At 64.5% G+C, this 22,511-nt stretch carries 19 protein-coding genes; 3 read left to right on the forward strand and 16 right to left on the reverse strand.

What is annotated here, in order from left to right; genetic code table 11:
- Positions 1 to 217 (reverse strand): RNA 2'-phosphotransferase (locus VM94_RS07165; RefSeq protein WP_046682841.1); only part of this gene is annotated, 217 nt, incomplete at its 3' end.
- 17 nt (positions 218 to 234) lie between these two features.
- Positions 235 to 2,307 carry a TonB-dependent receptor gene (locus VM94_RS07170; RefSeq protein ID WP_138829103.1) on the reverse strand — a complete coding sequence of 691 codons (2,073 nt, stop codon included), beginning with the start codon at positions 2,305 to 2,307 and terminating at the stop codon, positions 235 to 237.
- A gap of 95 nt (positions 2,308 to 2,402) precedes the next feature.
- Here VM94_RS07170 and VM94_RS27170 point away from each other — a divergent pair, with 95 nt between their 5' ends.
- A complete protein-coding gene (locus tag VM94_RS27170; protein ID WP_138829104.1) occupies positions 2,403 to 3,626 on the forward strand; it encodes a response regulator in 1,224 nt (407 codons plus the stop codon).
- Here the strand turns inward: VM94_RS27170 and VM94_RS07180 are convergent.
- Both VM94_RS07180 and VM94_RS07185 read right to left on the reverse strand, forming a co-directional pair.
- Entirely contained in the window at positions 3,611 to 3,991 is a 381-nt protein-coding gene (locus VM94_RS07180) for an immunity 22 family protein (protein ID WP_046682842.1), read from the reverse strand. The genes VM94_RS27170 and VM94_RS07180 overlap by 16 nt on opposite strands.
- Positions 3,992 to 6,685, reverse strand: coding sequence for a polysaccharide deacetylase family protein (locus VM94_RS07185; RefSeq protein WP_046682843.1), 2,694 nt, complete (start codon positions 6,683 to 6,685; stop codon positions 3,992 to 3,994). It lies immediately after the preceding gene.
- A 160-nt stretch (positions 6,686 to 6,845) separates the two neighbouring features.
- Between VM94_RS07185 and VM94_RS29305 the strand changes: the two genes are divergently transcribed.
- Positions 6,846 to 6,968: a hypothetical protein gene (locus tag VM94_RS29305; RefSeq protein WP_255206395.1), complete on the forward strand. Its 123-nt coding sequence runs from the start codon at positions 6,846 to 6,848 to the stop codon at positions 6,966 to 6,968.
- Positions 6,969 to 6,992: 24 nt separating this feature from the next.
- Here the strand turns inward: VM94_RS29305 and VM94_RS07190 are convergent, their stop codons facing one another.
- Genes VM94_RS07190 through VM94_RS07225 form a run of 8 tightly spaced genes read right to left on the reverse strand, consistent with a single transcriptional unit; the run spans position 6,993 to position 14,794 of the window.
- The gene (locus tag VM94_RS07190) at positions 6,993 to 8,057 is read right to left on the reverse strand and encodes an ABC transporter substrate-binding protein (RefSeq protein WP_046683092.1); all 1,065 of its coding nucleotides are present in this window, start codon (positions 8,055 to 8,057) and stop codon (positions 6,993 to 6,995) included.
- A 48-nt stretch (positions 8,058 to 8,105) separates the two neighbouring features.
- Complete coding sequence (locus VM94_RS07195; RefSeq protein WP_046682844.1) at positions 8,106 to 9,179, reverse strand: ABC transporter substrate-binding protein; 1,074 nt, start codon at positions 9,177 to 9,179, stop codon at positions 8,106 to 8,108.
- Positions 9,180 to 9,218: 39 nt separating this feature from the next.
- The gene (locus tag VM94_RS07200) at positions 9,219 to 10,100 is read right to left on the reverse strand and encodes an ABC transporter ATP-binding protein (protein WP_046682845.1); all 882 of its coding nucleotides are present in this window, start codon (positions 10,098 to 10,100) and stop codon (positions 9,219 to 9,221) included.
- Complete coding sequence (locus VM94_RS07205) at positions 10,097 to 11,350, reverse strand: MFS transporter (protein WP_138829105.1); 1,254 nt, start codon at positions 11,348 to 11,350, stop codon at positions 10,097 to 10,099. The genes VM94_RS07200 and VM94_RS07205 overlap by 4 nt, the downstream gene beginning before the upstream one ends.
- A 4-nt stretch (positions 11,351 to 11,354) precedes the next feature.
- The gene (locus tag VM94_RS07210; protein WP_046682847.1) at positions 11,355 to 12,119 is read right to left on the reverse strand and encodes an ABC transporter permease; all 765 of its coding nucleotides are present in this window, start codon (positions 12,117 to 12,119) and stop codon (positions 11,355 to 11,357) included.
- Complete coding sequence (locus tag VM94_RS07215; protein ID WP_082127605.1) at positions 12,116 to 12,952, reverse strand: ABC transporter permease; 837 nt, start codon at positions 12,950 to 12,952, stop codon at positions 12,116 to 12,118. Before VM94_RS07215 ends, VM94_RS07210 begins: the two co-directional genes overlap by 4 nt.
- Positions 12,949 to 14,022, reverse strand: a complete 1,074-nt coding sequence (locus VM94_RS07220) for an ABC transporter substrate-binding protein (protein ID WP_046682848.1) — start codon at positions 14,020 to 14,022, stop codon at positions 12,949 to 12,951. Before VM94_RS07220 ends, VM94_RS07215 begins: the two co-directional genes overlap by 4 nt.
- Before the next feature lie 22 nt (positions 14,023 to 14,044).
- Positions 14,045 to 14,794: a class II aldolase/adducin family protein gene (locus VM94_RS07225; RefSeq protein WP_082127632.1), complete on the reverse strand. Its 750-nt coding sequence runs from the start codon at positions 14,792 to 14,794 to the stop codon at positions 14,045 to 14,047.
- Between the two features lie 225 nt (positions 14,795 to 15,019).
- On the opposite strand from VM94_RS07225, the gene VM94_RS07230 reads away from it, so the two are divergent.
- Positions 15,020 to 16,072 (forward strand): ABC transporter substrate-binding protein, encoded by a 1,053-nt coding sequence (locus VM94_RS07230; protein ID WP_046682849.1) that lies wholly within the window; start codon positions 15,020 to 15,022, stop codon positions 16,070 to 16,072.
- A 94-nt stretch (positions 16,073 to 16,166) separates the two neighbouring features.
- Here the strand turns inward: VM94_RS07230 and VM94_RS07235 are convergent, their stop codons facing one another.
- The 4 genes from VM94_RS07235 to VM94_RS07250 all read right to left on the reverse strand — a co-directional run bounded on the left by VM94_RS07235 (position 16,167) and on the right by VM94_RS07250 (position 22,452).
- Positions 16,167 to 18,539, reverse strand: a complete 2,373-nt coding sequence (locus VM94_RS07235) for a TonB-dependent receptor (RefSeq protein ID WP_046682850.1) — start codon at positions 18,537 to 18,539, stop codon at positions 16,167 to 16,169.
- Between the two features lie 222 nt (positions 18,540 to 18,761).
- Positions 18,762 to 19,916: an LLM class flavin-dependent oxidoreductase gene (locus VM94_RS07240; RefSeq protein ID WP_046682851.1), complete on the reverse strand. Its 1,155-nt coding sequence runs from the start codon at positions 19,914 to 19,916 to the stop codon at positions 18,762 to 18,764.
- Positions 19,917 to 19,944: 28 nt separating this feature from the next.
- Positions 19,945 to 21,024 (reverse strand): LLM class flavin-dependent oxidoreductase, encoded by a 1,080-nt coding sequence (locus VM94_RS07245; RefSeq protein ID WP_046682852.1) that lies wholly within the window; start codon positions 21,022 to 21,024, stop codon positions 19,945 to 19,947.
- 234 nt (positions 21,025 to 21,258) lie between these two features.
- Positions 21,259 to 22,452, reverse strand: a complete 1,194-nt coding sequence (locus VM94_RS07250) for a sigma-54 interaction domain-containing protein (protein WP_082127606.1) — start codon at positions 22,450 to 22,452, stop codon at positions 21,259 to 21,261.
- Positions 22,453 to 22,511: the final 59 nt, after the last annotated feature.

Consider the following 22,511-nt stretch of genomic DNA (forward strand, 5'->3'; position numbering starts at 1 on the left):
AGCCGTCGGCACTGATGGCATAGCGCGTCTTGCTGTCGCGCGCCACCACATCGTCCAATTGTTCCAGGGAAAGGCGGCGGCCATGCTGGGCCGCCAGCGCCAGCAGCTGGCCGATGTCTGCCCAGCCTTGGGGATCGAGCGTCAGGCCGATTTTTTCGGGGGCGTGGCGCAGTATGAGGGAAAGGAATTTACTGGTATTTACCAAATGATCTGTCATGCCGCAGTCTACCTTTATCAGAACGCGTATGACAAGGTCAGGCGCGCGGAACGCGGCTCCACCGGATGGAAATGCCGGTCATTCACCCCATCAGCCGCTTCGCCGGGCAAACGCGACGCATAGTAATAATCGATGTCGCTGGCGCGCTTGTCGAACAGGTTGAACACGTCCAGCGAGACGCGCGTCTTGCGGTTGAGCTGGTAAGCCACTCTTGCATAGGCCAGGGTGGTCGAGGCCGAGCGCACGCTGTTGTCCTCGATCAGGGGACGGGGGCCGAAATAGCGCAGCTGGAAGGCGCCCGACCACGGCCCCTGGTCCGTCACGGTCACGCCGAACGACGCCACCTTGTCGATGGAACCGGGTATATAGTTGCCGGCGGGGTCGTTTTCCGTATAGCGCGAGCGCGAAGCAGCCAGGTCCAGATCGAACAGCAGCCAGGGTGCGGCAATATAATGGTTGTTCCACTCGATGCCGTGGCGGCGGCTGGCGCGGCTCGCTTCCGTCTCGCCCGCGTCGCCCACGAACAGCAATTCCGACGCGATATCGAGGCGCCACAGGGCCAGCGAGCTTTGCAGGCCCGGCAGCCATTCCGTGCGCGCGCCCAGTTCCATGCCTTTCGTCGGCACCAGCGGCGTGACGGGCGTGGATGGCGTGCCGTCGGGCAAGCGCGTCTGCGTCGTGCCGCGCGCATCGTTGCTGTGGAAGCCCTTTCCGTAGTTGACAAAAAATTCCGTCTTGCTCCATGGACCAAGGATCAAGGACAGTTTCGGCGACACCACGTGGTCGTTCGCCGCGCCGCTGTTGCCGGCTATGCTGCTGTCCACATTGAAACGGTAGGCGTCATAGCGCACGCCCGCCACGGAACGCAGCCACGGTAGCCATTGCACCGTATTTTCGCCATAGAAACCGATGCTGCTTTCGCGCACCCGGTCTTCGCGCACCGTGCTTTGCCGCACGCGCTCCACCGTGTTGTACAAACCCACGGGCGAGAGCCGGTCAAAACGCGTCTGCACGCCCAGCTTGTTGCGCAGGGGAAGACCGAACAGCTCCATGGTCCAGCTTTCGCTGGCGTTCACGCCGGCCACCGTGCGCCGCTCGCTTTGCTGGAACTGGTCGCCCTGCTGCGGATCGGCAAGGAAATACGTGAAGTCGCTGTTGAGTTCCAGCTGCGAGCGGATCACGTAGGCATCGAATTCAAACAGGCGGTTGTCCGTGCGCTTGCGCATCGCGTACGACAGGCTGTAGCGCGAGGTGTCGCCGCCGTCGCTGGGCGCCAGGCTGCCAAAGCGGCCGATCAGGCCCGATTCCACGGCGCGCAGCGGCACCTGGTCAGTGGCGTTCCAGCTGTTTTTATAGGCCATGCCCGTCACGCTGAAGCCGTCGTCCGGCGTGCCCTGGCTGTAGCGCAGCACGCCGCTGTATTTGCGCACGCGCTCCGGCACATCCCAGGGACCGTTGTTGCGATTCACTTCCAGGCCGACCAGCAAGGTACCAGGCCCGGCCCCGAACGAGTCGGCGACGACGCCGCGCACATAGCCGTGCTGGCCCACGGACACGCTGGCCTGGCCCTGCGGCAATTTGTCGGCCAGACGGATACGGGCGCTACCTGCCGAGGCGAAATCGCCTTCGCCGGCAAAATACGGCCCCTTCTTGTAATCGATGCGCTGCACCAGTTCGGGAATGAGGAAATTGAGGTCGGAATAGCCTTGCCCATGCGCATGCGTGCGCATGTTGACGGGCATGCCGTCGACGTAAGTGGCGAAATCCGTGCCATGGTCGAGATTGAATCCGCGCAGGAAATACTGGTTGGCCTTGCCGTCGCCGCTGTGCTGGGTGACGATCAGCCCCGGCACGAATTCCAGCAATTCGCCCGTACGCAAGGCGGGCCGGTTGACAATCAATTCAGTCGTGATGACGCCCTGGCTGGCCGCGTCCGACGTGCCGACGGCGTTGTCGTAATGGCCTGTCACGCGTACGGTGCGCGTCTCATCGGCGACTGTTGCGGCCCCGTCCTGCGCCAGCGCCTGACGTCCCACGCTCAACAATGCCAATGCACAAGCTGCCATCCGTTTGCTTTTTATCAATCGCATCGCGTCTTCCCTTTTTATGATGTCAGTACAGGCTCCCATGGGATATATACGCGGCAGGCTGGCTGCCTGGATTCAGCAATTTTCAAGGAGCGACCGTGGACTTGAGCGACAGTGCCGGCAAGGCAAGCAAAACCTCCGCCGCGGCCGTGCGCAAGCGCGACGTATTGCCTTACATCCTGCTGTTCATTCTGCTGGCGGGCTTGCTGGCCGTACTGGCGGGCGCCCTGCTGCCTCCCTATTACCACGCCGTGCCGGCCCTGCTGTGGAGCCTGGGCTTTTGCGTCAGCGGCATGCTGCTGGGCTTTTTGTTTGGCATCCCGCGCACCTTGCCTTCGGGCACGGTCAACATGGCCCCACCCGATGAGCGGGCCAATGGCAAGGCCCGCCCCACGGACGAGCCGCCAGCCGCCGGGGCCGATACGGCGGCCGGCAACACCAGCAATACCCTGTTCCTGGGCACGCCCACGCCCATGGAAATCAATTCGAATCTGGTGGAAGTGTCGGACTGGCTGACGAAAATCATCGTCGGCGTGGGCTTGATCGAACTCAAAAGCCTGCCCGGCAGCGCGCGCAGCATGGCCGCCTTCATCGCGCCCAGCCTGGCCACCGATACGGCCACGGCGATGGCGGTGGTCGGCGGCATCATGCTGTTCTTTTCCGTGCACGGTTTCCTGATCGGCTACCTGCTCACGCGCATTTACCTGTCCATCATGATCAAGCGGGCCGACAGCATGGTCAAGAACGAGTCCGTGCGCCTGGAGAGCGGCAAGGAAATCGAAGTGACGGAACTGAGCCGTCTGCAGCAAAAATCGCTCGATGACATGCAGGAAGCCGTCACGCAGCTGCTGCTGGCCCATCCGCCCGATGGCGGCGCGGCCGTCACGGCCCTGGCTGGCGTGCCGACGGCGCAAAAGCCGGCCAGCCTCGTGCTGTGGCTGGACGACCATCCGCGCAACAATACCTTGCTGGTGGAACAGCTGGAACGGGAAAACATCAAGGTGGACCAGGCCGTGTCGACGCGGCAGGCACTGGCCATGCTGCAACAGAAACCGTATGCGCTGCTGATCACGGACATGGCACGGGTGGAAAACCGCCGGCGCATCAAGGATGCGGGCGTGCGCACGGTGCGCGAAGTGCGCCAGACCTTGCCGGAACTGCCCATCGTCGTGTATTGCAGCAAGGATACGGTCGCCAGCTACGGCACGGAAGCGCAGGCGGCAGGTGCCCGTTTCATCACCACGTCGGGCACCAGCCTGCTGGCGGCAATCAACAAGTTACTGCATGAGCAACGCGAGGATGGTGCTCAGCCACCAACGTAGGCATAGCTGCCCACGTAATGCAAGGAACTGCGCTGCGGGTGCGCCAGCTGGTTCGGCGCAAACACGCAGACGGCCGTATCGGCCAGCAGGTGCTGCCCATCCGCGTCCGCGCATGCCTGCGCCAGCCAGCTGTCGGGGTACGACACGCCATCGAGCAACTGCGCCAGCGGCGCGGGCGACGCCAGCATGGCGCTTTCGAAACAGGCCGGCTCGTAGCACGTGAGGCCCGTTTCCAGGAAGAATGACGACGGCACGGCATCGCCATCTTCCGTGTACGTGGGCGACAGGTAGGCCTGCAGCGCTTCCCAGCTGGGGAAGCGGCCGCTGCAGGCAAACACGTGGACGATGGGCAAAGTATTGGCCAACTACAGCTTCTCCATCTTTTGTCGCACGGCCGGGGCCGTCGAGGCCGTCGGCGCCAGTTCCAGATAGGTTTTATAGGCGGCTTTCGCCCTGGCCGCATCGCCGGCCTTGGCATAGGCGTCGCCCAGGTTCAGATAGGCGATGGCGCGCGACGGGTCCATCCTGACCGTGTTTTCAAACCAGCGGGCCGCTTCGCGGTATTTTTCCTGCTTGTAGAACACAAAACCCAGGTTGTTGGCGGCCAGTGCGAAATCGGGACGCAGTTTCAGCGCTTCCGTAAATTGCGCTTCCGCCGCCGCATACTGTTTCTCCTTGTACAGCTGCAAGCCACGGTCGTTGGCCCGCTGCGCCAGTTGGCGCGTCGAGGTCGGCACGGCGCCCGGCGTGACGATCTTCTGTTCGCCGCCCTGCAAATCCTTGACCGTCACGCTGGCCGCCGCCGGCTTGGCGTCGAGCTTGCTATTCAGGGCAATGGCTTCCGTCGACAGCTGCGTCGTGTTCGGGCTGAGGAATTCCGTCTCGCCCGGCAATTCAAAGACGAAATCGCCCCCTTCCGAACCGGGCAAGCTGCCAAACGCGGGCGTCTGGTTCGACACGCTGGACACGGCCGGCGCCACATAGGCCGCCAGTTCCGTCGCCGTGATCAAGCCATCGCCGTTCAGGTCGCCCTTGCCCGCCAAGCCTTGCAGCAGGGTCCACGTGAACACGGAGTGGCCGTTCGGCCCGCCATCGGCCACCAGTTGGTCGCCGCCGCCGGCCGTCAGCATTTGCCGGCCGATGCGCTTGGCGTTGTCGCGCAGGAAGGAGCTGGAACCGGCGCCGCGCGTCAGGCCCAGGCCGCTGTAGCACGCGTCCATGACGAAGAACGCGTGCTTGGCCGTCAGGGATTCCGCGATATTCTGGATTTCCGTCATCGGAATCGCATCCGTGGCGAACTGCGCCGGATCGGAATCGACGGGCACGATGTAGCCGAGGTCGCGTCCGGAACTGAGCTTGCGCGTGGCGCCGTGGCCGGCGAAGAAGACGAAGATGCGGTCATTCTTTTGCACGCCGCCATGGGCCAGCTTGTCGTGGAAGGCGGCCAGGATATTGTTGCGCGTCGCTTCGCCGTTTTTCAGGGTCACGACACGCTCGGGGGCAAACGCAAACTTTTCAATCAGGGTTTCGCGGATGCCTTGCGCGTCGCGCACCGCATATTGCAATTTCGGCCACTTGGCATAATCGTCGATGCCGATCACCACGGCCCAGGAATTGGCGTAACCGGTGGTCACAGGCACTTTTTCCGGGGCGGGCGCCGAGCTTTTCGCTACCTGGAAACTCGTGCCATCCCAGCCCGCGAATTGATAGCCTTCGGCGATCAGCTTGTCGAGCACAGCTGGCAAGGCTTTCACCGTGCGTTCGTGGATGTCATGGAACAAAATGATGCCGCGCCCCGCCTTGTCGACGGACGCCAGCACCCGGTTCGTGATGGAACTGGGCACGGGGTCGGCCCAGTCCAGCGAATCGATATTCCACATCACGGATTTCAGATGCGCATCGGCCAGCGCGGCCATGCCTTCGCTGTTGCGCGCGCCATACGGGAAGCGGAACAGCGCGGCCCGTTCGGGGCTGATGGCCTTTAATAAAGTGTCGGTGCCGAGGATTTCGCCTTTCAGCTTGTCGCCCGTCTGTTTCGACAGCTGTGCATGGCTGAAACTGTGGTTGCCCACGGCATAGCCCTCTTTCATCAGCTTGCGGCTCACTTCCGCGCCTGCGTTCAGCTTGGCATGGCCTTCCGCATCGAGCGAACCGAGGTTGCGGCCCACGTTGAAGAACACGGCCGGCACGCCATATTGTTTCAGGATGGCGCTGATTTCTTCCGTGTAGCGACGGTGCGGGCCATCGTCGAAGGTCAGCACGATGGTCTTCTTCGGCAAGCCCAGGCCGAAGATTTCCGCTTCGTCTTTCTTCGGCACGGGCTTGGCTTCAGGTACAGAACCTGCCGGCGGCACGGCATAAGGCACGACGATGCCGTTTTCCTTCAAAATCTGTTCGCGGCTGTAGAGTTTTTTCAGCTGCGCCACGTAATCATCCCACCGCTCGCGCTTGAGTTCGATGGCGCGTTGGCCCAGGTTGCCGAAGATCTGCCGGATTTCCTTCTCGTAATTGCGCTCGATCTCGCCCAGCGCGTCGAGGTCTTCGGAAATGCGCTTGTGCAGCTTGATCGCCGGCAAGGACGAATCCTTGGCGACGTCGGCCAGCATGCTTTGCAGCAGTTCGCGGAAAGCCAGGCGGTCCGCGTCGTACAGGCCGGGATCGGATTCGATATACGTCAACAGGCTGTCGAGCGCCTCGAAGCGGCCAGGATTGGTGGGCGCAATCAATTGGTCAAGCGCAAGATCGAGCTTGGCGATGCGTTCCTGGTTTTCATGGAACAGCGCCTGCCCCACTTTGCGGGCTTCGTCGCGCGCGCCTTCGGGCAAGCTTTGCTCGTCGGCCAGCAGCACGATGATCTTGCGGAAATTGCCCAGCAAGTCGCGGAACTGGCTGGTCACGGCAGCCGTATCGACGGTCGATTGCGGTGCGGCGGCTGGGCTGCCCGATGCGGGTGCGCCGGGCGTGGCCGTGACGGCCGGGCGGGTGTACGTATAAATGCCGGCCCCAGCGGCGAGAGCCACGACAACGGTGGCGGCGATCTTGATCGGCTTGGAAGTCACAGGCTTGTCATTCCCTTCACATACTATGCATAGAATTCAGATGGCGCGGATGCGCAGATGCATAATTGTAGAGCACACTTGGCAATTTACTCATCCGCACGCTGAATTTGGGCAATAATATGCTGGCAAACCTCCATCGAACGTACGAACAGGAAAGACGATGCACAAGAAACTCTGCGCCGCGGCGCTGATGCTGGGCGTGGCCCTGATGCTGCTGCAACTGCGCGCGCATGCGGGCGACGATGTCATCAATGTAGCGGGACGCGTTTGCCTGCCGCATTAAGTTAAGCCACGCCCCACGGCCACACTACACCTTGGCCGGCTCCCAGTAATTGGCCAGTCCCAGCTTTTTCAAGCCTGCCGCCACGAAACGCGGTTCCAGCAATTCTTCCGCCGTCAAGGGCTGGCGGATCAACTTTTGTTCCTGCGCAAACGCCAGCACCCGGCGGTAATGGCGGTAGACGGCGTCGTCGTACAGGGGCGACCAGCGCTCTTTCCACTGCAAGCCCGGATCGTCATAGCTGCGCCGCACCACACTGTCGGGCGTGCCGTTGCGCGTGCCATCCTTGATGATCGCTTCGCGGTTGCCATCGAGCGCAGCCCAGTGCTGGGCCCGCAGCCAGGCCGTGGCCACCAGTTCGGCGATGTCGGGATGGGTTTGCGTAAAGTCGCGCCGCGCCCACAGTTCCGCCCGCATCTTGCGTTCCGGCAGCCCCTTGCTGGACCAGATGATGCGGCCGATGCCCTTGTCTTCCAGCGGATAGCCATTGATCATGAACAAGGCATCGACGGCGCCCGTGGCCAGCGCGGCCGTGCCCGGTTTCAAGTCCATATTAATCAGACGAAAATCCGTGGGCGACATGCGCTGGTCGGCGATCAGCTGGCGCAATCCCAGTTCCCATGGCCGGCCCCGGTGCACGCTGATGCGCTTGCCCTTCAGGTCAGCCAGGGACATGGCGCGCGAACCGGTGGGCACCAGCAGGAACTGGTCCGTGCCTCGCCCTGCCGGCACGATCACCTGCGTGCGCACGCCGCCCGCGTTGAGGATGACGGACGGCAAGTCGCCGTACGCGGCCATGTCGATGCGCCCGCTGGCGAACGCTTCGTTCATGGTGGCGCCCGTGTCTCCCGTGACGGGCAGCCATTCCAGCCGCACGCCCCGCTGCTTCAGTTCGCGCGCCAGCCAGCCTTCCTGCTGCACCCGGTAAGCGATGCCGCCCAGTTCCGCCTTGCCGTTTTCCGCAAAACCCGTCGAGGCGATGCGCAGGGCCGCCGACGGCGCCCCCGCCCCTTTCGCTACCGACACTGCCGACACCGCCTGTCCCGCCAGGGGCAGCAAGGCCAGCCCGCCCATCATCGTGCGTCGCCGCATCGCATTCTCCTCATCATCGAACATGGCCACTGTTGACGTGCTTCCCGCTCAAGCCGCCCGGCGCGTCTGCGCCAGCGCCGCCTCGAAAGGACGGGGATCGATCCAGGCGCGCACGTCGACCTTGCTGGGCAAGAAATTCCAGCGGAACAAAAAGTCGCTGAAATCCTGCAAACCCGCGACCGACGTTTCCGCCAGGTCCGTGTCCAGCCGCAGATGCGCATCCTTGCCGTAAGCCACTTGCACCCAGTGCTCGCTGGCATTCGATTCGCGCGCCAGAAAACGCCGCGTCTCGTCCGCATGGCCGCGCGCCCACGCTTCGGCCCGCAGCACCTGGTCCACCAGGGTCACGGCGGAATTGAAATGCTTGTCGAGCAGGTGCGCATCGACGCTCAGGGTGCGCGGCGTGCCATTGTTGGCGCGGATCAAGGGTTCCGGATGGATGCCCGTATCGATCACCGTATGCAAGCCGAATTGCTGCGCCAGCTGCGCGGCCGAGGCGCCTTTCAGGAAGATGGCGTCCACCTCGCCCCGCAGCAGTCCCAGCAATTCTGGACTTTGCCCGCCGCGCCGTGCGCCGCTGAACAGATTTGTCGCCGCGCCCTGCTCCGGCGCCGTTTCGCTCTGGCCCGTGTTGACCACATAATCGACCAGTTCCACGTCGGCAACGCTCAAGCCTTCCAGGCTCAGCGCATTTTCCAGCCCGCGCAAGGCTTGCGCGCGCGCAAAGTCGATCTGCGCCTTGGCCCACAAAGGCAAGCCGAAGCGCCGCCCCTTCAAGTCGCGCACGGTCTTGATGCCGCTGCCGGGCAGGGTCAAGATCAGCTGCGTCTCGTCCGACCACGACAGGCCGATGACGCGCGTCTCGCGCCCCGCCGCGCGTGCCCACAGGGCGGGAATATTGCCGCCGTGACGCACGGAATTTTGCAAGGTATGGTCGAAATGCGATTCGCGCACGGCTTCCTGGTCCGATTCACGCAAGGAGCGCAAGCTGGTGCCGTCGGCGCGCAAGGCTTCTTCCAGCCAGCCTTGCTGCAAGGCGATCCCCAGGCCTGTGGGGACGGGGCAGCGCGTGTACCACAGGGTGTCGAGTGCTTGCTTTTCTACTTGATTTTCATTGCTCATCTTGTATCTCCAGAGTGGGTGGACCAGTCAAAAAGGAAACTACAGCGCCATCCTGCGCGCCCATTCATTGCCATCCCACAAGCTGCTGGGGTGTTCTTCCTGCGCCACGGACGCATGCGATTCGTCGAGGTCGCTGAAATCCGCATGCAAGCCGTCGCGGATGGACACAAAACCGGCAGAGCCGCGCTGGCGCGGGTGGGCCAGCGGCACCTCTTGCACCCGGCGCACCTTGCCCGGGCGGGCGTCGAGCACGACGATGCGGTCGGCCAGGTAGACGGCTTCATCAATGTCATGCGTGACCATCACCATGGTGATGCCTTCGTCCTGCCACAGCCGGCGCAGTTCCTGCTGCAAGCGCAGGCGTGTCAGCGCGTCGAGCGCACCGAGCGGCTCGTCCAGCAGCAGCACGTCGGGCCGCCCCACGAGGGCGCGGGCGATGGCTGCCCGTTGCGACATGCCGCCCGATAACTGATGCGGATAGGCATCCGCATAGCCATCGAGGCCCACGCGCGTGATTTCCGCCGCCACGCGCGATGCGCGCTCGGCCAGCGGCACCTTGGTATTGCTGAAGGCCACGGCCACGTTCTGCTGCACCGTCAGCCAGGGGAACAGGCGGTGGTCCTGGAACACGAGGCCCCGATGCAGATCCGTGCCGCGAATCGGCACGCCATCGTGCAGCAGCAAGCCCGTGTAATCCGTGTCCAGGCCTGCCAGCAGGCGCAGCAAGGTGGACTTGCCGCAGCCGGACGCACCCACGATGGCGACGAACTCGCCCGGCGCGATGGTGAGCGAAATATCGTCGAGCACGGGCAACGGCGCGCCTTTCAGCGAAAACGACTTGCTCACGTGCTGCACTTGCAAGCCGCCGCTCAGGTGCAGCTTTTGCGGCGACAAGGCCGAAGGGGAAACAAAATCATTCATGGCGCACTCTCTGCGGTGGGGGCTAGGGAAGGAATGGCGGCGGGCCGCGCCCGGCGCAGCCAGCGGCTGCCGTGGAAAACCAGCCAGGCGGCCAGCCACGGAGCCAGCCAGATCAGGAACACATTGCGCAGCCCCGTCAGGTCGGCCAGGCGCCCCGCCGCCAGCGCGCCAGCCGTGCCGCCCACCATGCCGAACAGGGTCAGATGGGCGGAGACCCTGGCCTTGTCGACGGGCGCGCGGGCGATATTGTCCGTGTTGACGAGGTTATTCACGCCCAGTCCCAGGCCCAGCAGCACGGAGGCAGCCAGGTAGGCGATGCTGGAAGGCCACAGGCCTAGGATCAGCAAGGCGGCCATGATGGCCAGATGGGCGCCGCCATACAGTTGCTCGCGGTAGCGGCTGGCCAGCACGAAGCGCCCCAGGAACAGCAGTACCAGCACGCAGCTGAGTCCCTGCACGGCCATCAGCCAGACGGAATGATGCGCAGGCCAGTGCAGCACGCGGATGGCCAGCAAGATGGAAAACACGCCCACGCTGGAGGCCGTGAAACTGGCGAGGATCTCGAACAGATACGTACTGCGCACGACAGGCAGGCGCAGCAGTTCGCGCAGGCTGGCCGCGCCGGGCAACAAAGCCTGGCCTTGCTGCTTGCGCGGCGCCGTATTGCTGGGCAACACTTGCCAGCCCAGCACGGCCAGGATGGCGAACATCAGGGCGGAAATCAAAAAGCCTGCCTTCAACCCCAGCTGCGCGATCAGGTAATTGCCGCACAAGGGTCCCAGGAACTGCATGCCCAGGATCAAGGTTCCCTTGTACCAGCCCGCCTTGCCCTGGCCCAGTTCCGGCAAGCGCACGAGAAACACGGTGCTCATGGCAACGATGCGCAGCGAGATGCACAGGCCGACGAGAAACATCAGCAGGGCCACCCATTGCCAGCCGGGCAGCCACGGCAACACGCAAAAGGCCAGCGCCAGGCTCAGGCTCACTCCCGCATACAAATGCTTGGGGTTGCCGCGCGAAAGAATGTATCCGGCCGGAATAGTGCCGAGCGCCATGGCCAGGGTTTCCGCGCTGCTGATCGCGGCCAGCTGAAAATTGCTCACGTGCAGGTGCAAGCCCAGCAAGGTGGCCAGCACCTTGTTCATGCCGATGGTCACGCCCGACAGCAGGGTCAAGCCGATAAAGCGCAGCAGAAAGGCGCGCAGCTCGCCTTCGCGGGCGCTGATGGCCACGTCTACGGTCAATGGCAACGATTCACTCACTGCTGCGCCCCTTCACCAGCAAACGCGCGAGACGCGCAAACGCCACGTTCATCGCTTGCGCCAGCAAGGCGATCACGAGCACGGCCAGCAAGACGACGTCCATGCGGCCCGACACTTCGCCATTGAGCAGCAATGAACCCATGCCGGGGCCAGCCGAAAACAGCAGTTCGCCGCCCAGGCAAGCGAGCCAGGCGAAAGCCAGCGCATGCGTGACGCCGGTGACGATGGCCGGCATGGCGCCCGGCAACAGAATCTGGCGCAGGGTCTGCGTGCGCGTCAGGGTCAGCACCTGCCCCACTTCGCGCAAGCGCCCCTCCACCTGGCGCATGCCCGCATAGGTGTTGAGCACGGTCGGATAAAAGGCGGCGATGGCGATCACCAGCAGCTTGGCGCCGTCGCCATTGCCCACCCACAAGCCCAGCAAGGGAATCAGGCCCAGCAGCGGCACTTGGCGGATGCTGTGGAACAGTGGGCCGATCAATCTGTCCGCCAGCGGCGACTGCGCCATCAGCGCACACGTGACGACGCCGGCGCTACCGCCCAGCAGCAAGCCGGCCAATGTCCTGCCCAGGCTGGCGCGCAGATGCACCCACAGTTCGCCCGTCAAGACCAGGTCGCGCAGGCTGTGCGCCAGGTCGCCCAGCGATACGAAGATGTAGGCGGCCGCCGCGCCCTGGCCGGAAGCCCATTGCCAGGCGCCCAGCAAGGCCAGCGGCAGCAGCGCGCCCTTGATAATGAGTATTATCCGTTGCTTCATTTGAACTCCCCGCTACGCTTCCAGCGCATCAGCCGCGCTTCCAGCGCGTGGCAGAGCCGGTCCAGGCCAAAGCCGATCACGCCCGTCAGCACCACGCCCACCATCACCACGTCGAGGCGGAACATTTGCCGGCCCATTTCCATCATCTGGCCCAGGCCGCTGTCGGCGGCCAGCAATTCCGCCCCCACCAGCACCATCCACGAGCGCGACAGGGCGATGCGCATGCCCGTCAGCGCGGCCGGCACAATGGCGGGCAAGACGATCAGGCGGATGCGCTGCCAGCGCGAAAAGCAATACACTTGCGCCACTTCAAAATAGCGCGCAGACAGGTTGCGGATGGCGTCATGCACGGCCAGCGCGACGATAAAGAAACTGGCCTTGGCGACGATAAACACCTTGAAGCTCTCGCCTATGCCGAACAGCAAGATAAACAGGGGGATCAGGGCCACCGTGGGCAACTGGCGCAAGACATTGAACGTGGGGTCGACATAGCTGCGCAAGCCAGGCGACAGGCCCAGCACGACGCCGAACGCCAGGCCCACGCTGGCGCCCAGGCCGAAGCCGGCCAGCAGGCGGAACAGGCTGATGCCCAGGTGCTGGCCCAGTTCGCCGCTCTCGGCCAGGTCGCGCGCCGTCAGCAGCACCTGCCATGGCGACATCAAAATGTGCGCAGGCATCCATTCGAAGGTGGTGGCCGCCGTCCACAGCAGCAGCAAGGCCAGCGGCGAGGCCCACACGGACCAGGGCGAGCGCACGAAGCGCTGCAGCAAAGGAACAGAGGCCGCACGCGCTGGCGCAGTGGCGCGCGGCAAGGCGATAGTCAAGGAAGTCATGGCGCCCAGTAAGTTTGCAATTTCAGCTGCGCCAGCGCCTGGTTGACGAACTGGGGCGCGAACAGGCTGTCCACTTGCAGGGGCCGCCCGATCAGGCCCGCGCTCTTCGCATACGCCGCCTCGCCCACGTAATGCTGGCGCAGGCTGGCCGTAAACAACGGCGACCAGCGCGCCTGCCACGGCGTATGGTCGCCCGCCAGTTCGCGCCGCACCACGCTTTCCACCTGGCCCGCGGCCGCCTCGGTGCGCACATACTCATCTTCGCCACCGGCGCCGGCGGCCCGGTGGTGCTCGCGCACATAGGCTGTCACCACCAGCTGGGCCAGCTGCGGATAGCTTTTCAGAAAGCCGCTGTCGGCCCACAGTTCGGCGCGCATCTTCCAGTCCTGCGGCGGCGCCTTGCTGGACCAGATGATCTTGCCCACCTTCTTATCTTCGAGCAGGAAAGCGTCGCTGAGGGTAAAGAAGGCGTCCGCGCCTCCGGTCGCCACGGCCGCCGCGCCCGCCTGAGGATTGAGATTGAGGATTTTCACGTCGCGCAAGCTCATGCCGTTCGCTTCCAGCAGGCGCGCAAACGGGTATTCCCACGGCCGGCCCCGGTGCAGCGCGATCTTCTTGCCCTTCAAATCCTTGATCGACTTGGCCTTCGAGCCGTTCGGCACCACCAGATAGGTGTTGTTGGCGCTGCCGCCGGGCAAGATCAGCCGCGTCTGCAAGCCCGAGGCATTGGCGATAATCGATGGCAGATCGCCATACTGGGCCAGGTCGATCGAGTGGTTGGCAAACGCCTCGTTGACTTGCGTCGCCACGGAATTGGTCGTGACGGGCACCCATTCCAGCTTCACGCCCAGCTTGCCCAGTTCGGCCGCCAGCCAGCCTTGGGACGCCACCTGGGCGGCCGAGCCGGCAAACACGGTCTTGCCGGACGGCGCCGTACGGGCCACGACGGCGATACGCACGGCTGGCGGCAGCGGCTCGTCCGCCACCGCAATCATAGGCGCCAGCAGGCTGGCCGCCACGGCGGTAACAAGTACTTTGCGCCAGTTCAAACGTAAGAATTTCAATGACATCGTGGGCCTGTTCTTGAAAGGGTTACACCAGGTCGGTGGCGGGCAATAACGACAAGGCGCGCGCCGTGTCGATCAGCTTGCTCATCTTCCATTGCTGCAGCAGCACGCCGGGACCGAAATCGCGCGAACCGCCGATGGCTTCGGCCGCGATCTGTATCTGCGCGCCCTCTTCCAGCAGCAGGATGAATTCGGCCAGCTTCAGCAAGCCCTGCTTGCCCCACACGGTGGCGCCGCCGTTCGCCTCCAGGATGGCGGTGGCGTGCGTATTGCGGGCGATTTCGCCGAGGATGAAATCGACTTCCGGCTGGCGGCGGTCGATATAGATGGGAATTTCGCGGATCAGCTGGAAGCGCTGCACGGGCACGTAGCGGATCGGCAGCGTGCGGTGCGTCTGCGCCCACGCGCCCAGGGACGGCGAATGCACGTGCGAGATCGACGTGACCTCGGGCCTTTCGCGGAACAGTTTCAGATAGCGCGCACCGCCGTTGTTCGCGTCGCCCACGATCACCGTGCCATCGAGCGCCAGCACGGCCGCCTTCAATGCCTGGCCGCGGCGGAACGGGCCCGGATCGTTGACCACCACGACCTTGTCGCCGCCAGGGGTGCGCTCGACAAAGCCCACCGTGCCGTTGGCCGTCAGGCTGCCCGTCTCGCGCAGACCATCGAAGGCGATCTGCGCGTCGCGCCGCACCTGCTCGACGAAGGCCAGTTCGGCCGCCGTCAGATCCTGCGCCTGTACTTGTTGTGCTTCCGCTTGTGCCACGTCCGTCATGTCATGCTCCATTTGCTTGGGTTGGAATACGGGTCAGTCATGCCTGTACTTTCGCAAGACGCGTGCCAGCGCCAAGGCCAGGGAAATGGGGAAGTGCTGCTGCCTGCGCAACAGCGGCTGCTGGCGTGGCAGCAGGAGTCTGCACGCGCGCTGTCGGCAAGCCAGCAAGCGGCGCGGGCACGTTTCCTGCACGGTTCCAGGCTCCACCCACCACCAAGGAATCCCATGACTACCGCAACATCTCCCGCTGTCGATACCGTCTGGTTCACCCGCTGCCCCGTGCCCACGGCGACGGGCCTGGCCTATAAACTGGGCTGGCTGGACGAGGAATTCGCCCGCGACGGCATCGCCTTGAAAACCCTGCAGGAAGTGGGCGGCGAACTGGCGCGCCACCATTACGACCACGGCCTGTCCACGCTCGTGCGCGAAGGCGGCAACCTGCTGGCCCTGCCCGCGCGCGCGCAAGGGGCGCCCACGCGCCTGATCGGCCTGACGTGGATCGATGAATGGCAAGCCATCCTCGTGCGCCCCGGTTCCGGCATCACGACACCGGCGCAGCTGCATGGCAAGCGTCTGGCACTGCCCGTGTTCCGCGCCGAGGACTTGCGCGAAAACCGGCGCGGGCGCAGCATCGCGCGCGGCATGAGCCTGGCCGGCTACAAGGGTGTGCTGGCGTCGGCCGGCCTCACCCTGGACGACGTGCAATTGGTAGAAGTAGGAGCCGACGCCCAGGCACCAGCCAATCTGGGCGCGGGACTGTGGCAAGGCATCGCGCCGCTGCTGCGCGGCGAAGTCGATGCCGTCTATGTGAAAGGCGCGGCGGCGGCCGAAGCGGCCCGCGCGGCGGGACTGGAAGTGGGCATCGACATCGACGCCCTGCCCGACCGGCGCTTCCGCGTGAACAATGGCACGCCGCGCCCGATCACCGTGCATGAAACGATGCTGGAACAGCATTTCGAGCTGGTCGTGCGCTTTTTGACGCAAACCCTGCGCGCCGCGCACTGGGCCCGCAGCCACCAGGCCGACGTGCTGGCCATCCTGCAGGGCGAGACGCGGGCCGGCGCCGACGCCGTGGCGGAAGCTTATCGGGACGGTTTTCATCTGACCCTGGCGCCTGACCTGTCCGATGACAAGGTGGCGCTGTTCCGCCAGCAGAAGGATTTTCAGCTGCAGCACGGTTTTCTCGATCGTGACGTGGATATCGAAAGCTGGATCGACCGCAGGCCTCTGGAGGAAGCGCAGCGGCGGCTGGAGGCGTTGTTGCGGGTGGCGGCCTAGTTTGGTGTTGTCGGCTTACGCTGCGTTAAGCCGACCTACGGGAAAACGCAAAGGCCGGCGAATTTGCCGGCCTTTCTACATCAGGCAGTCAAGGTCAGAACTGGATCGTGTAGGACGCCCCCACTGTGCGGCCCTGGCCGATGATGACGGTGTCGCCGTTGACGGCGCCCGGCACGAAGCTGGTCAGGGTGTGGTTGCGGTAGACCTTGTCGGCCAGGTTGTTCGCATATGCCGTGATGCGGTGCTTGCCGCCCGGGAGCACGTACGACAGGCGCGCATTGGCCAGCGCGAAGCCGCCCTGGTTCAGCAAGTCGCGCGCGGCGTTTTGCGGGTCGACATAATAGTACTGCTTCGATGTATAGCGCACGTCGCCGCTGAAGACCAGTTGCGCGCCATTGCCCAGCGGGTAGCGGTAATCGGCCGCCAGCAAGGCCGTCACATGGGGCGAGCGCACGAATTCGTTGCCGGAACGGTCGCCGCCATTGTTCTGGATGGCGAAATCGTCGAATTCCGTGCGCAACAAGCCCACGTTGGCGTTGAAGTGCAGGTTGTCCGTCGGCTGCGCCTCGATCTCGAATTCCGCGCCATTCACGTGGGCCTTGCGCACGTTCTGCAGGTAATTGACGCTTTGCGTGGGGTCGCCGTTGTACACGCCCGTGATATTCACCTGCACGTTCTTGTAGTCATAGTGAAAAACGTTGGCGTTGAAATTCAGGCGTCCATCCAGCCATTCGGACTTGATGCCCGCCTCGAACGAGTTCAGGGTTTCCGGTTTCACCGTATTGAGCGCCCGCACGTCCGTGGCGCTCGTGTTGTAGCCGCCCGACTTGATGCCGTGCGCGTATTTCAAATAGCCGCGCAGGGTGCGGCTGAAGCGGTATTCCGGTGTCACGTCGTAGGTCAGCGCGTTCCACGTGGTCGATGGGTTCGACGTGAAGTTGTTGTTGGCGACCGAGGCGGCAGCGTAATTGCCGCCCCGGACCGTGTTCCACCAGCTGGCCGCGTCGCCAAACGTCACCGTATTCGATGCGGCCTGCACGCGCTGCAAGTCCAGGTCCTTGGTTTCCGTCGTCCAGCGCAGGCCGAAGGTGGAGAGGAACTGCTCGCTGAAGTTGACGGTCGTGCTGCCGAAGATGGCCGCGCTGCGCGCCTTGTGCTGGTAGATGGTGCGGTTGTAGCCGACAGGCTGCGTGCTGCCCGCCAGCGCCGACACCGTGCCGTTGGGCAGGCGCGCGCCGGCCGAATCGGAATCGATCTTTTCATTGAAATAGAACAGGCCCGCCACCCAGCTCACGGCGCCGTTTTGCGGCGACGTCAGGCGCAACTCCTGCGACACTTGCCGACTGCTGGCTTTTGAACGGCTGCGGCCCACTTCCAGCGGCGTGTTGTCGCTGTCGCCCGTCGCCTCGTTCCGAAAATTTTCATAGCCCGTGATCGATGTCAGGGTCAGCTCGCCCAGCGCATATTCCAGGTTCAGCTGCGCGCCGCCCTGCGTCACGTCGCTGTCGGCCGGCGCGTTCGTGCTCACGTCATCGGGATTGGTGCTGGGGATGTAGCCATTGCGGTAGACGCCATTGGCGCCATAGCTGGCCACCGTCGTCGTGGCGCCCTTGGTCGTGTAGTCGCGGTAATGCAGGTTCAAGTTGGCCGTCAGGTCGCGCCCGATCAGGGCCTTGAGCTGGCCGCGGATGGCGCTGTCCTTGAGCTTTCCATCGCGCTCGCCCGTAAACTGGTTGTGGAAGCGGCCCTTGTCCTGCTGCTCCGTATGGAAAGACAAGCGCCCCGCCAGCACCTCGTCGACCAGTGCGCCGCCAATGGCGCCTTCGGCCAGCTTGGTGTCGTAGCTGCTGTAGTCAAGCTTGGCGTAGCCGCTGGACTTGAACGAAGGCTTGCGCGAAATGACGTTGATGGCGCCGCCCGTTGTGTTCTTGCCCCACAAGGTGCCTTGCGGGCCGCGCAGCACTTCCACCCGGTCCAGGTCGAACAGGGGAAAGCCCGTAGCGCTGGAATTGCTGATGTAGACGTCGTCGAGGTAAAAGCCGACGGGGTTCGGGAAATCCACCTGCTGCTGGCCCGCGCCCACGCCGCGTATCCACCAGCGAGGACGGCCATGCTGCTGCGTGCCGGCCGAAGCGTTCGGCACGTAATTGAGGATTTCGCTGGCCGAGCGGCCGATGCCCGTGTCGAGCAGCTCCTTGCCGCCCAATACCGTGATCGCGCTCGGCACCTTTTGCGCCGATTCCTCGCGCTTTTGCGCCGTCACCGTCACCGATTGCAGGGAGGCGCCCTCGCCACCACCGTTCGCGTCGACGGCGGCAATGGCGTCGGCGCCCGTCGTTTCGGCATGGGCCATGCTCGATGCGAGCATCAGGCCGCCGATGGCGAAGGCCGAGCGCAGCGCGCGGCGCACTGGCGTCAAATGGAAGGGGAAAGAAGAAACGGCGGCGGGGGCAGTCGAACGGCGCATGGGTGATTATCCTTGAGTAAAGTCAAAACGCGAGATGGTGATGACCTGTATTGCAAGGGGCATGCCCGCTGCCGCAGCGCAGCAGAATGGAAGTTAAGTGCTTGATTTCAAAGGAAGACTATCATCATGATAGTGCTGTTGATTTGGCAGCAGCGCCGCCGCCGCGTGCTGCCTGCGCGACAGCAGGCGGTGACGCTGCTGTCGCGGCAACAGGGGAAAGGATCAGGCGGCGCGCAACAGTGCCGCCGTGTGGCCGCGCACGAGCGGCAGCACTTCCTCGCCCACCCTGTACGCTTCTTCCAGGTGCGGCGTGCTGGCCAGGATGAAGGCGTCGGCGCCCAGCTGCACCAGTTCATCCAGACGTTCGGCCACCTGTTGGTAGCTGCCGACAATGCCCTGCGTCTGCCCGCCGCGCAGCAGATTGAAGCCGGACCAGATATTCGGCGCCGTGATCAAGTCCTTGTAGCTGTTCAGGGTGGTCGGGCGGTTGCCCCGCTGGCGCGCCGCGCCCACGGAATCGCCGCCATCGGCGCCGAGGAACTGGCGCAAGGTAGCGGGGTCCACGGCGTCAAAGCCCTTGCGCACTTCGTCCCACGCTTCTTCTTCCGTGGCGCGGGCCACGATGTCGACGCGCACGGCGCACTTGATCTTGCGGCCCAGCAGCGCCGTCTTTTCATGCACGCGGGCGAATTTCTCGCGCAGCTGCTCGAACGGTTCCAGCCACGTCAGGTAGTAATCGGCGTGCTTGGAAGCGGAGCCGAGGGCCGCGTCGGACGAGCCGGAAAAATAAATCTCGGGGAAATCCTGCTCCGACAGCGGCGTGGCCAGGCCCGCGTCTTCCACCTGGTAGAACTTGCCCTGGTAGGAAAATGGCCCGCCGCGCCACACGCCGCGCACCACGTCGAGAAATTCCGTCGTGCGCGTGTAGCGGTCGTCGTGGCCGGCCGAATCGCCCCACCACAGCTGCGCCGGACCGCCGCCGCCCGTGATCACGTTGTACAGGGCACGGCCGCCCGTGGCCCGTTGCAGGCTGGCCGTCATGCGCGCGGCCACCACGGGGTTCAGGAAGCCGGGCTGGAACGGGATCATGAAGCGGAAGGTGCTCGTCTCGCGCGCCAGCAACGCGGAAATGGCCCACGGTTCGTCCGTCATCGGGAAGGACGGAATCAGGCCGCCCTGGAAACCCGACAGTTCAGCGGCGCGGGCGATTTCCGCCAGGTAGTCGATATACGTAAAACCCTCGGCGCCGCCGCCACCGAGGCCGGCCTGGCGCAGGTTGTCATTGCCGGGAAACCAGTCGCCGCGAAACGGCGTACGGGCGCGGTGCGAACTCGGTTCGCCATGCGTGGGGATGCGCCAGAAAAAATCGATTGCCATGTAGTGGTACTCCTTCAAATAAGGGGATTCAGGCGGCTTGCCGTTGCGTGTACAAAGCTGCCCGCACAAGCGGCAGCACGTGTTCGCCGATGCGGTAGGCTTCCTCGAAATGGGGGATGGCCGCCAGCACGAAGCTGGAGACTCCCGCCTGCGCGTAGGCCTCGAGCGCGGCGCTGACCTGCTCGTAGCTGCCGACCAGGGCGCCACGGGCGCCCGTCTGCGCTTGCGCAAAGCCGGGCCAGAAGGCGGCAGTGCCGTCATCGAATGGTCCATCGCCGGGCAATCCCGCCCCGCTGCGGTAGCGGCGCGCGTCGCGCAGTGCTTCGTCGAACGTTTCACGGGCCAGCACGTCGATGCGCACACCGGCCGCCACCGTGCGGCCCAGCTGGCGCGCCTGCGCTTGCAAGCCGGCGATGGCCGGCTGCAAATCCGCGAGCGGCGCCGCATCGAACACATGCACGTCGGCCTGGCGCGCCGACAGGGCCAGCGCCTCCGACGACTCACCGGTCAAATAGATGGTGTTAACGGGATGGTTCGCCAGCGGCCCCTTGAAGCCGCCGTCCTGCACCTCGAAGAACTTGCCCTTGAAACTGAACGGCGAAGTGTTCTGCACGCCGCGCGCCACCGTGATGAATTCATCGATGCGGGGGAGAATATCGGCGTCCGGCACGGCATCGCCCTGACGCCGGCGCACTGCCGCATCGCCGCCGTGACCGATCTGCCAGGCAAAGCGCCCGCCCGTAAAGCGCTGGAAGCTGACGGCGTTCTTTGCCGCGTACACGGCCGAACCCCAGGCCGCGTCGAATTCGGCGATCAGTTTCAGGTGGCGCGTGCTGCGGGCAAGGTAGCCGGCGACGATCCAGCTTTCATCGCCCTGCGTATCGTGGCGTATCTGGATGCCGTCGAAGCCGGAAAGATCGGCCGCGCGGGCGATCTGGTGCAGGTAGTCGAAATAATTGAAGGGCGGCCGCGCGCCGCGCGGGTCGCTCACGCCCGCCTGCAAGGGACTGGGCGCGCCAGCCGCACGTTCGCCCCGGCGCGTGATGCCGGGCGCCACGTAACGGCCGTCGCCGCTGGTGGGCAATTGCCAGATAAATTCGATGGTCATGCATGGACTCCTGTCGTGGGTCGAAGAAAAGGTCGCGGCGCATCGTGCGTAGCGATCTGCCCTTCCCTCCTCGCAGAAAACATGCCATGCGCTGGCTCCCCATCGGCGCCCGAAGCTGCTGCTTAGGCAGCAACCGGCTGCAGCCACGGCAGCAATGTGTTGCGCGCGCAGCAGCCATGAAAAAAGCCGGAGCCGCATCGCTGCGGGTCCGGCTCCGGGAAGTCCATCGAGCGCCTAGTCGATGGCGCCCGCCTTTTTCAAAAACGTGCGCAAGATGTTGCGGCTCAGGTTCAAATGCCTGGCCGTGCGTACCTGGTTGCGCTCGTTGCGCTCCCACGCGGCGCGCACCAGTTCCTGCTGCATGGCTTCGAACTCCACGGCTTCGCCCGAGTCGAGCAAGGCTTGCCAGGCGCGGGCAAAGCGCTCGGCGGCCAACAAGTCGTCCTGGCCAGCCGCGCCATGGGCCGCATACGCGATGTCGGCGCCGCCGGCCCACGCATCTGGAACAGGCGCAGAGACAGGTGCGGCGGCAGGCGCGCGGTGCCAGCCCGACAAACTCAAGTCCTCGTCCCGCACGACGCCGCTGCGGCAGACGAGCAGCGCACGGTGGATGACGTTTTCCAGTTCGCGGATATTGCCCGGCCATGGATAAGCGAGCAAGGCCTGCTGCGCATCGGGGCCCAGTTCCACCTCGCCCAGGTGCAAGCGCTGCGCATAGATGGCCATGAAGTGGCGCGTCAACGGCATGATGTCGCCCGGACGCTCGCGCAAGGGGCGCAGCGGCAGACCGATCACCTGCAGCCGGTAATACAGGTCTTCGCGGAAGCGCCCCGCCCGCACGGCTTCGGCCAGGTCCACGTTGGTGGCCGCGATCAGGCGCACGTCGATGGGGATGGCGCGCCGCGCGCCCAGGCGCACCACTTCGCGCTCCTGCAGCACGCGCAGCAGCTTGACCTGCATCGCCAGCGGCAGGTCGCCGATTTCATCGAGGAACAGGGTACCGCCGCTGGCCGTCTCGAACCAACCCGGCTTGCCCTGCTGCGCGCCCGTAAACGCGCCTTTTTCATAACCAAACAGCTCGCTCTCGACGAGGGTTTCGGAAAACGCGCCGCAGTTGATCGCCACAAAGGTCTGTTCGGCGCGCCCGCTCAAGCCGTGCACGTGGCGCGCAATCAGTTCTTTTCCCGTCCCCGTTTCGCCGGTGATCAGCACCGTCGCTTCGCTGGGGGCGATACGTTCGATCAGTTCGTGCAGCTGGCGCGAACGGGGATCGGCAAAGACAAAGGCCGTGGCGCGCACCAGCAAGCTCATTTGCTGCGGGTCGCGGAAGGCGACCAGCGCCTCGCTGTCGCCGTCATCGCCGGCGCCACGGGCAAGGTGGGCGCTGCGCGCGAAATCGCTGCTGAAGTTGTGGGCTAAAAGTTCCATGGGCCGACTATACCGCGCTCCATCCGCAGGCGTGAACGAATGGTGCCGCGCTAGCTTAT

Source organism: Janthinobacterium sp. KBS0711 (assembly GCF_000988085.1).
GTDB classification, from domain to species: Bacteria; Pseudomonadota; Gammaproteobacteria; order Burkholderiales; family Burkholderiaceae_D; genus Janthinobacterium; species Janthinobacterium lividum_E.

Coding starts and splice junctions, on each gene's coding strand:
- VM94_RS29305 (WP_255206395.1), top strand. CDS start 6,846: ATGCACAAGAAACTCTGCGCCGCGGCGCTGATGCTGGGCGTGGCCCTG.
- VM94_RS07170 (WP_138829103.1), bottom strand. CDS start 2,307: ATGCGATTGATAAAAAGCAAACGGATGGCAGCTTGTGCATTGGCATTG.
- VM94_RS07245 (WP_046682852.1), bottom strand. CDS start 21,024: ATGACCATCGAATTTATCTGGCAATTGCCCACCAGCGGCGACGGCCGT.
- VM94_RS07200 (WP_046682845.1), bottom strand. CDS start 10,100: ATGAATGATTTTGTTTCCCCTTCGGCCTTGTCGCCGCAAAAGCTGCAC.
- VM94_RS07230 (WP_046682849.1), top strand. CDS start 15,020: ATGACTACCGCAACATCTCCCGCTGTCGATACCGTCTGGTTCACCCGC.
- VM94_RS07195 (WP_046682844.1), bottom strand. CDS start 9,179: ATGAGCAATGAAAATCAAGTAGAAAAGCAAGCACTCGACACCCTGTGG.
- VM94_RS07250 (WP_082127606.1), bottom strand. CDS start 22,452: ATGGAACTTTTAGCCCACAACTTCAGCAGCGATTTCGCGCGCAGCGCC.
- VM94_RS07220 (WP_046682848.1), bottom strand. CDS start 14,022: ATGTCATTGAAATTCTTACGTTTGAACTGGCGCAAAGTACTTGTTACC.
- VM94_RS07240 (WP_046682851.1), bottom strand. CDS start 19,916: ATGGCAATCGATTTTTTCTGGCGCATCCCCACGCATGGCGAACCGAGT.
- VM94_RS07215 (WP_082127605.1), bottom strand. CDS start 12,952: ATGACTTCCTTGACTATCGCCTTGCCGCGCGCCACTGCGCCAGCGCGT.
- VM94_RS07190 (WP_046683092.1), bottom strand. CDS start 8,057: ATGCGGCGACGCACGATGATGGGCGGGCTGGCCTTGCTGCCCCTGGCG.
- VM94_RS07235 (WP_046682850.1), bottom strand. CDS start 18,539: ATGCGCCGTTCGACTGCCCCCGCCGCCGTTTCTTCTTTCCCCTTCCAT.
- VM94_RS07210 (WP_046682847.1), bottom strand. CDS start 12,119: ATGAAGCAACGGATAATACTCATTATCAAGGGCGCGCTGCTGCCGCTG.
- VM94_RS07225 (WP_082127632.1), bottom strand. CDS start 14,794: ATGACGGACGTGGCACAAGCGGAAGCACAACAAGTACAGGCGCAGGAT.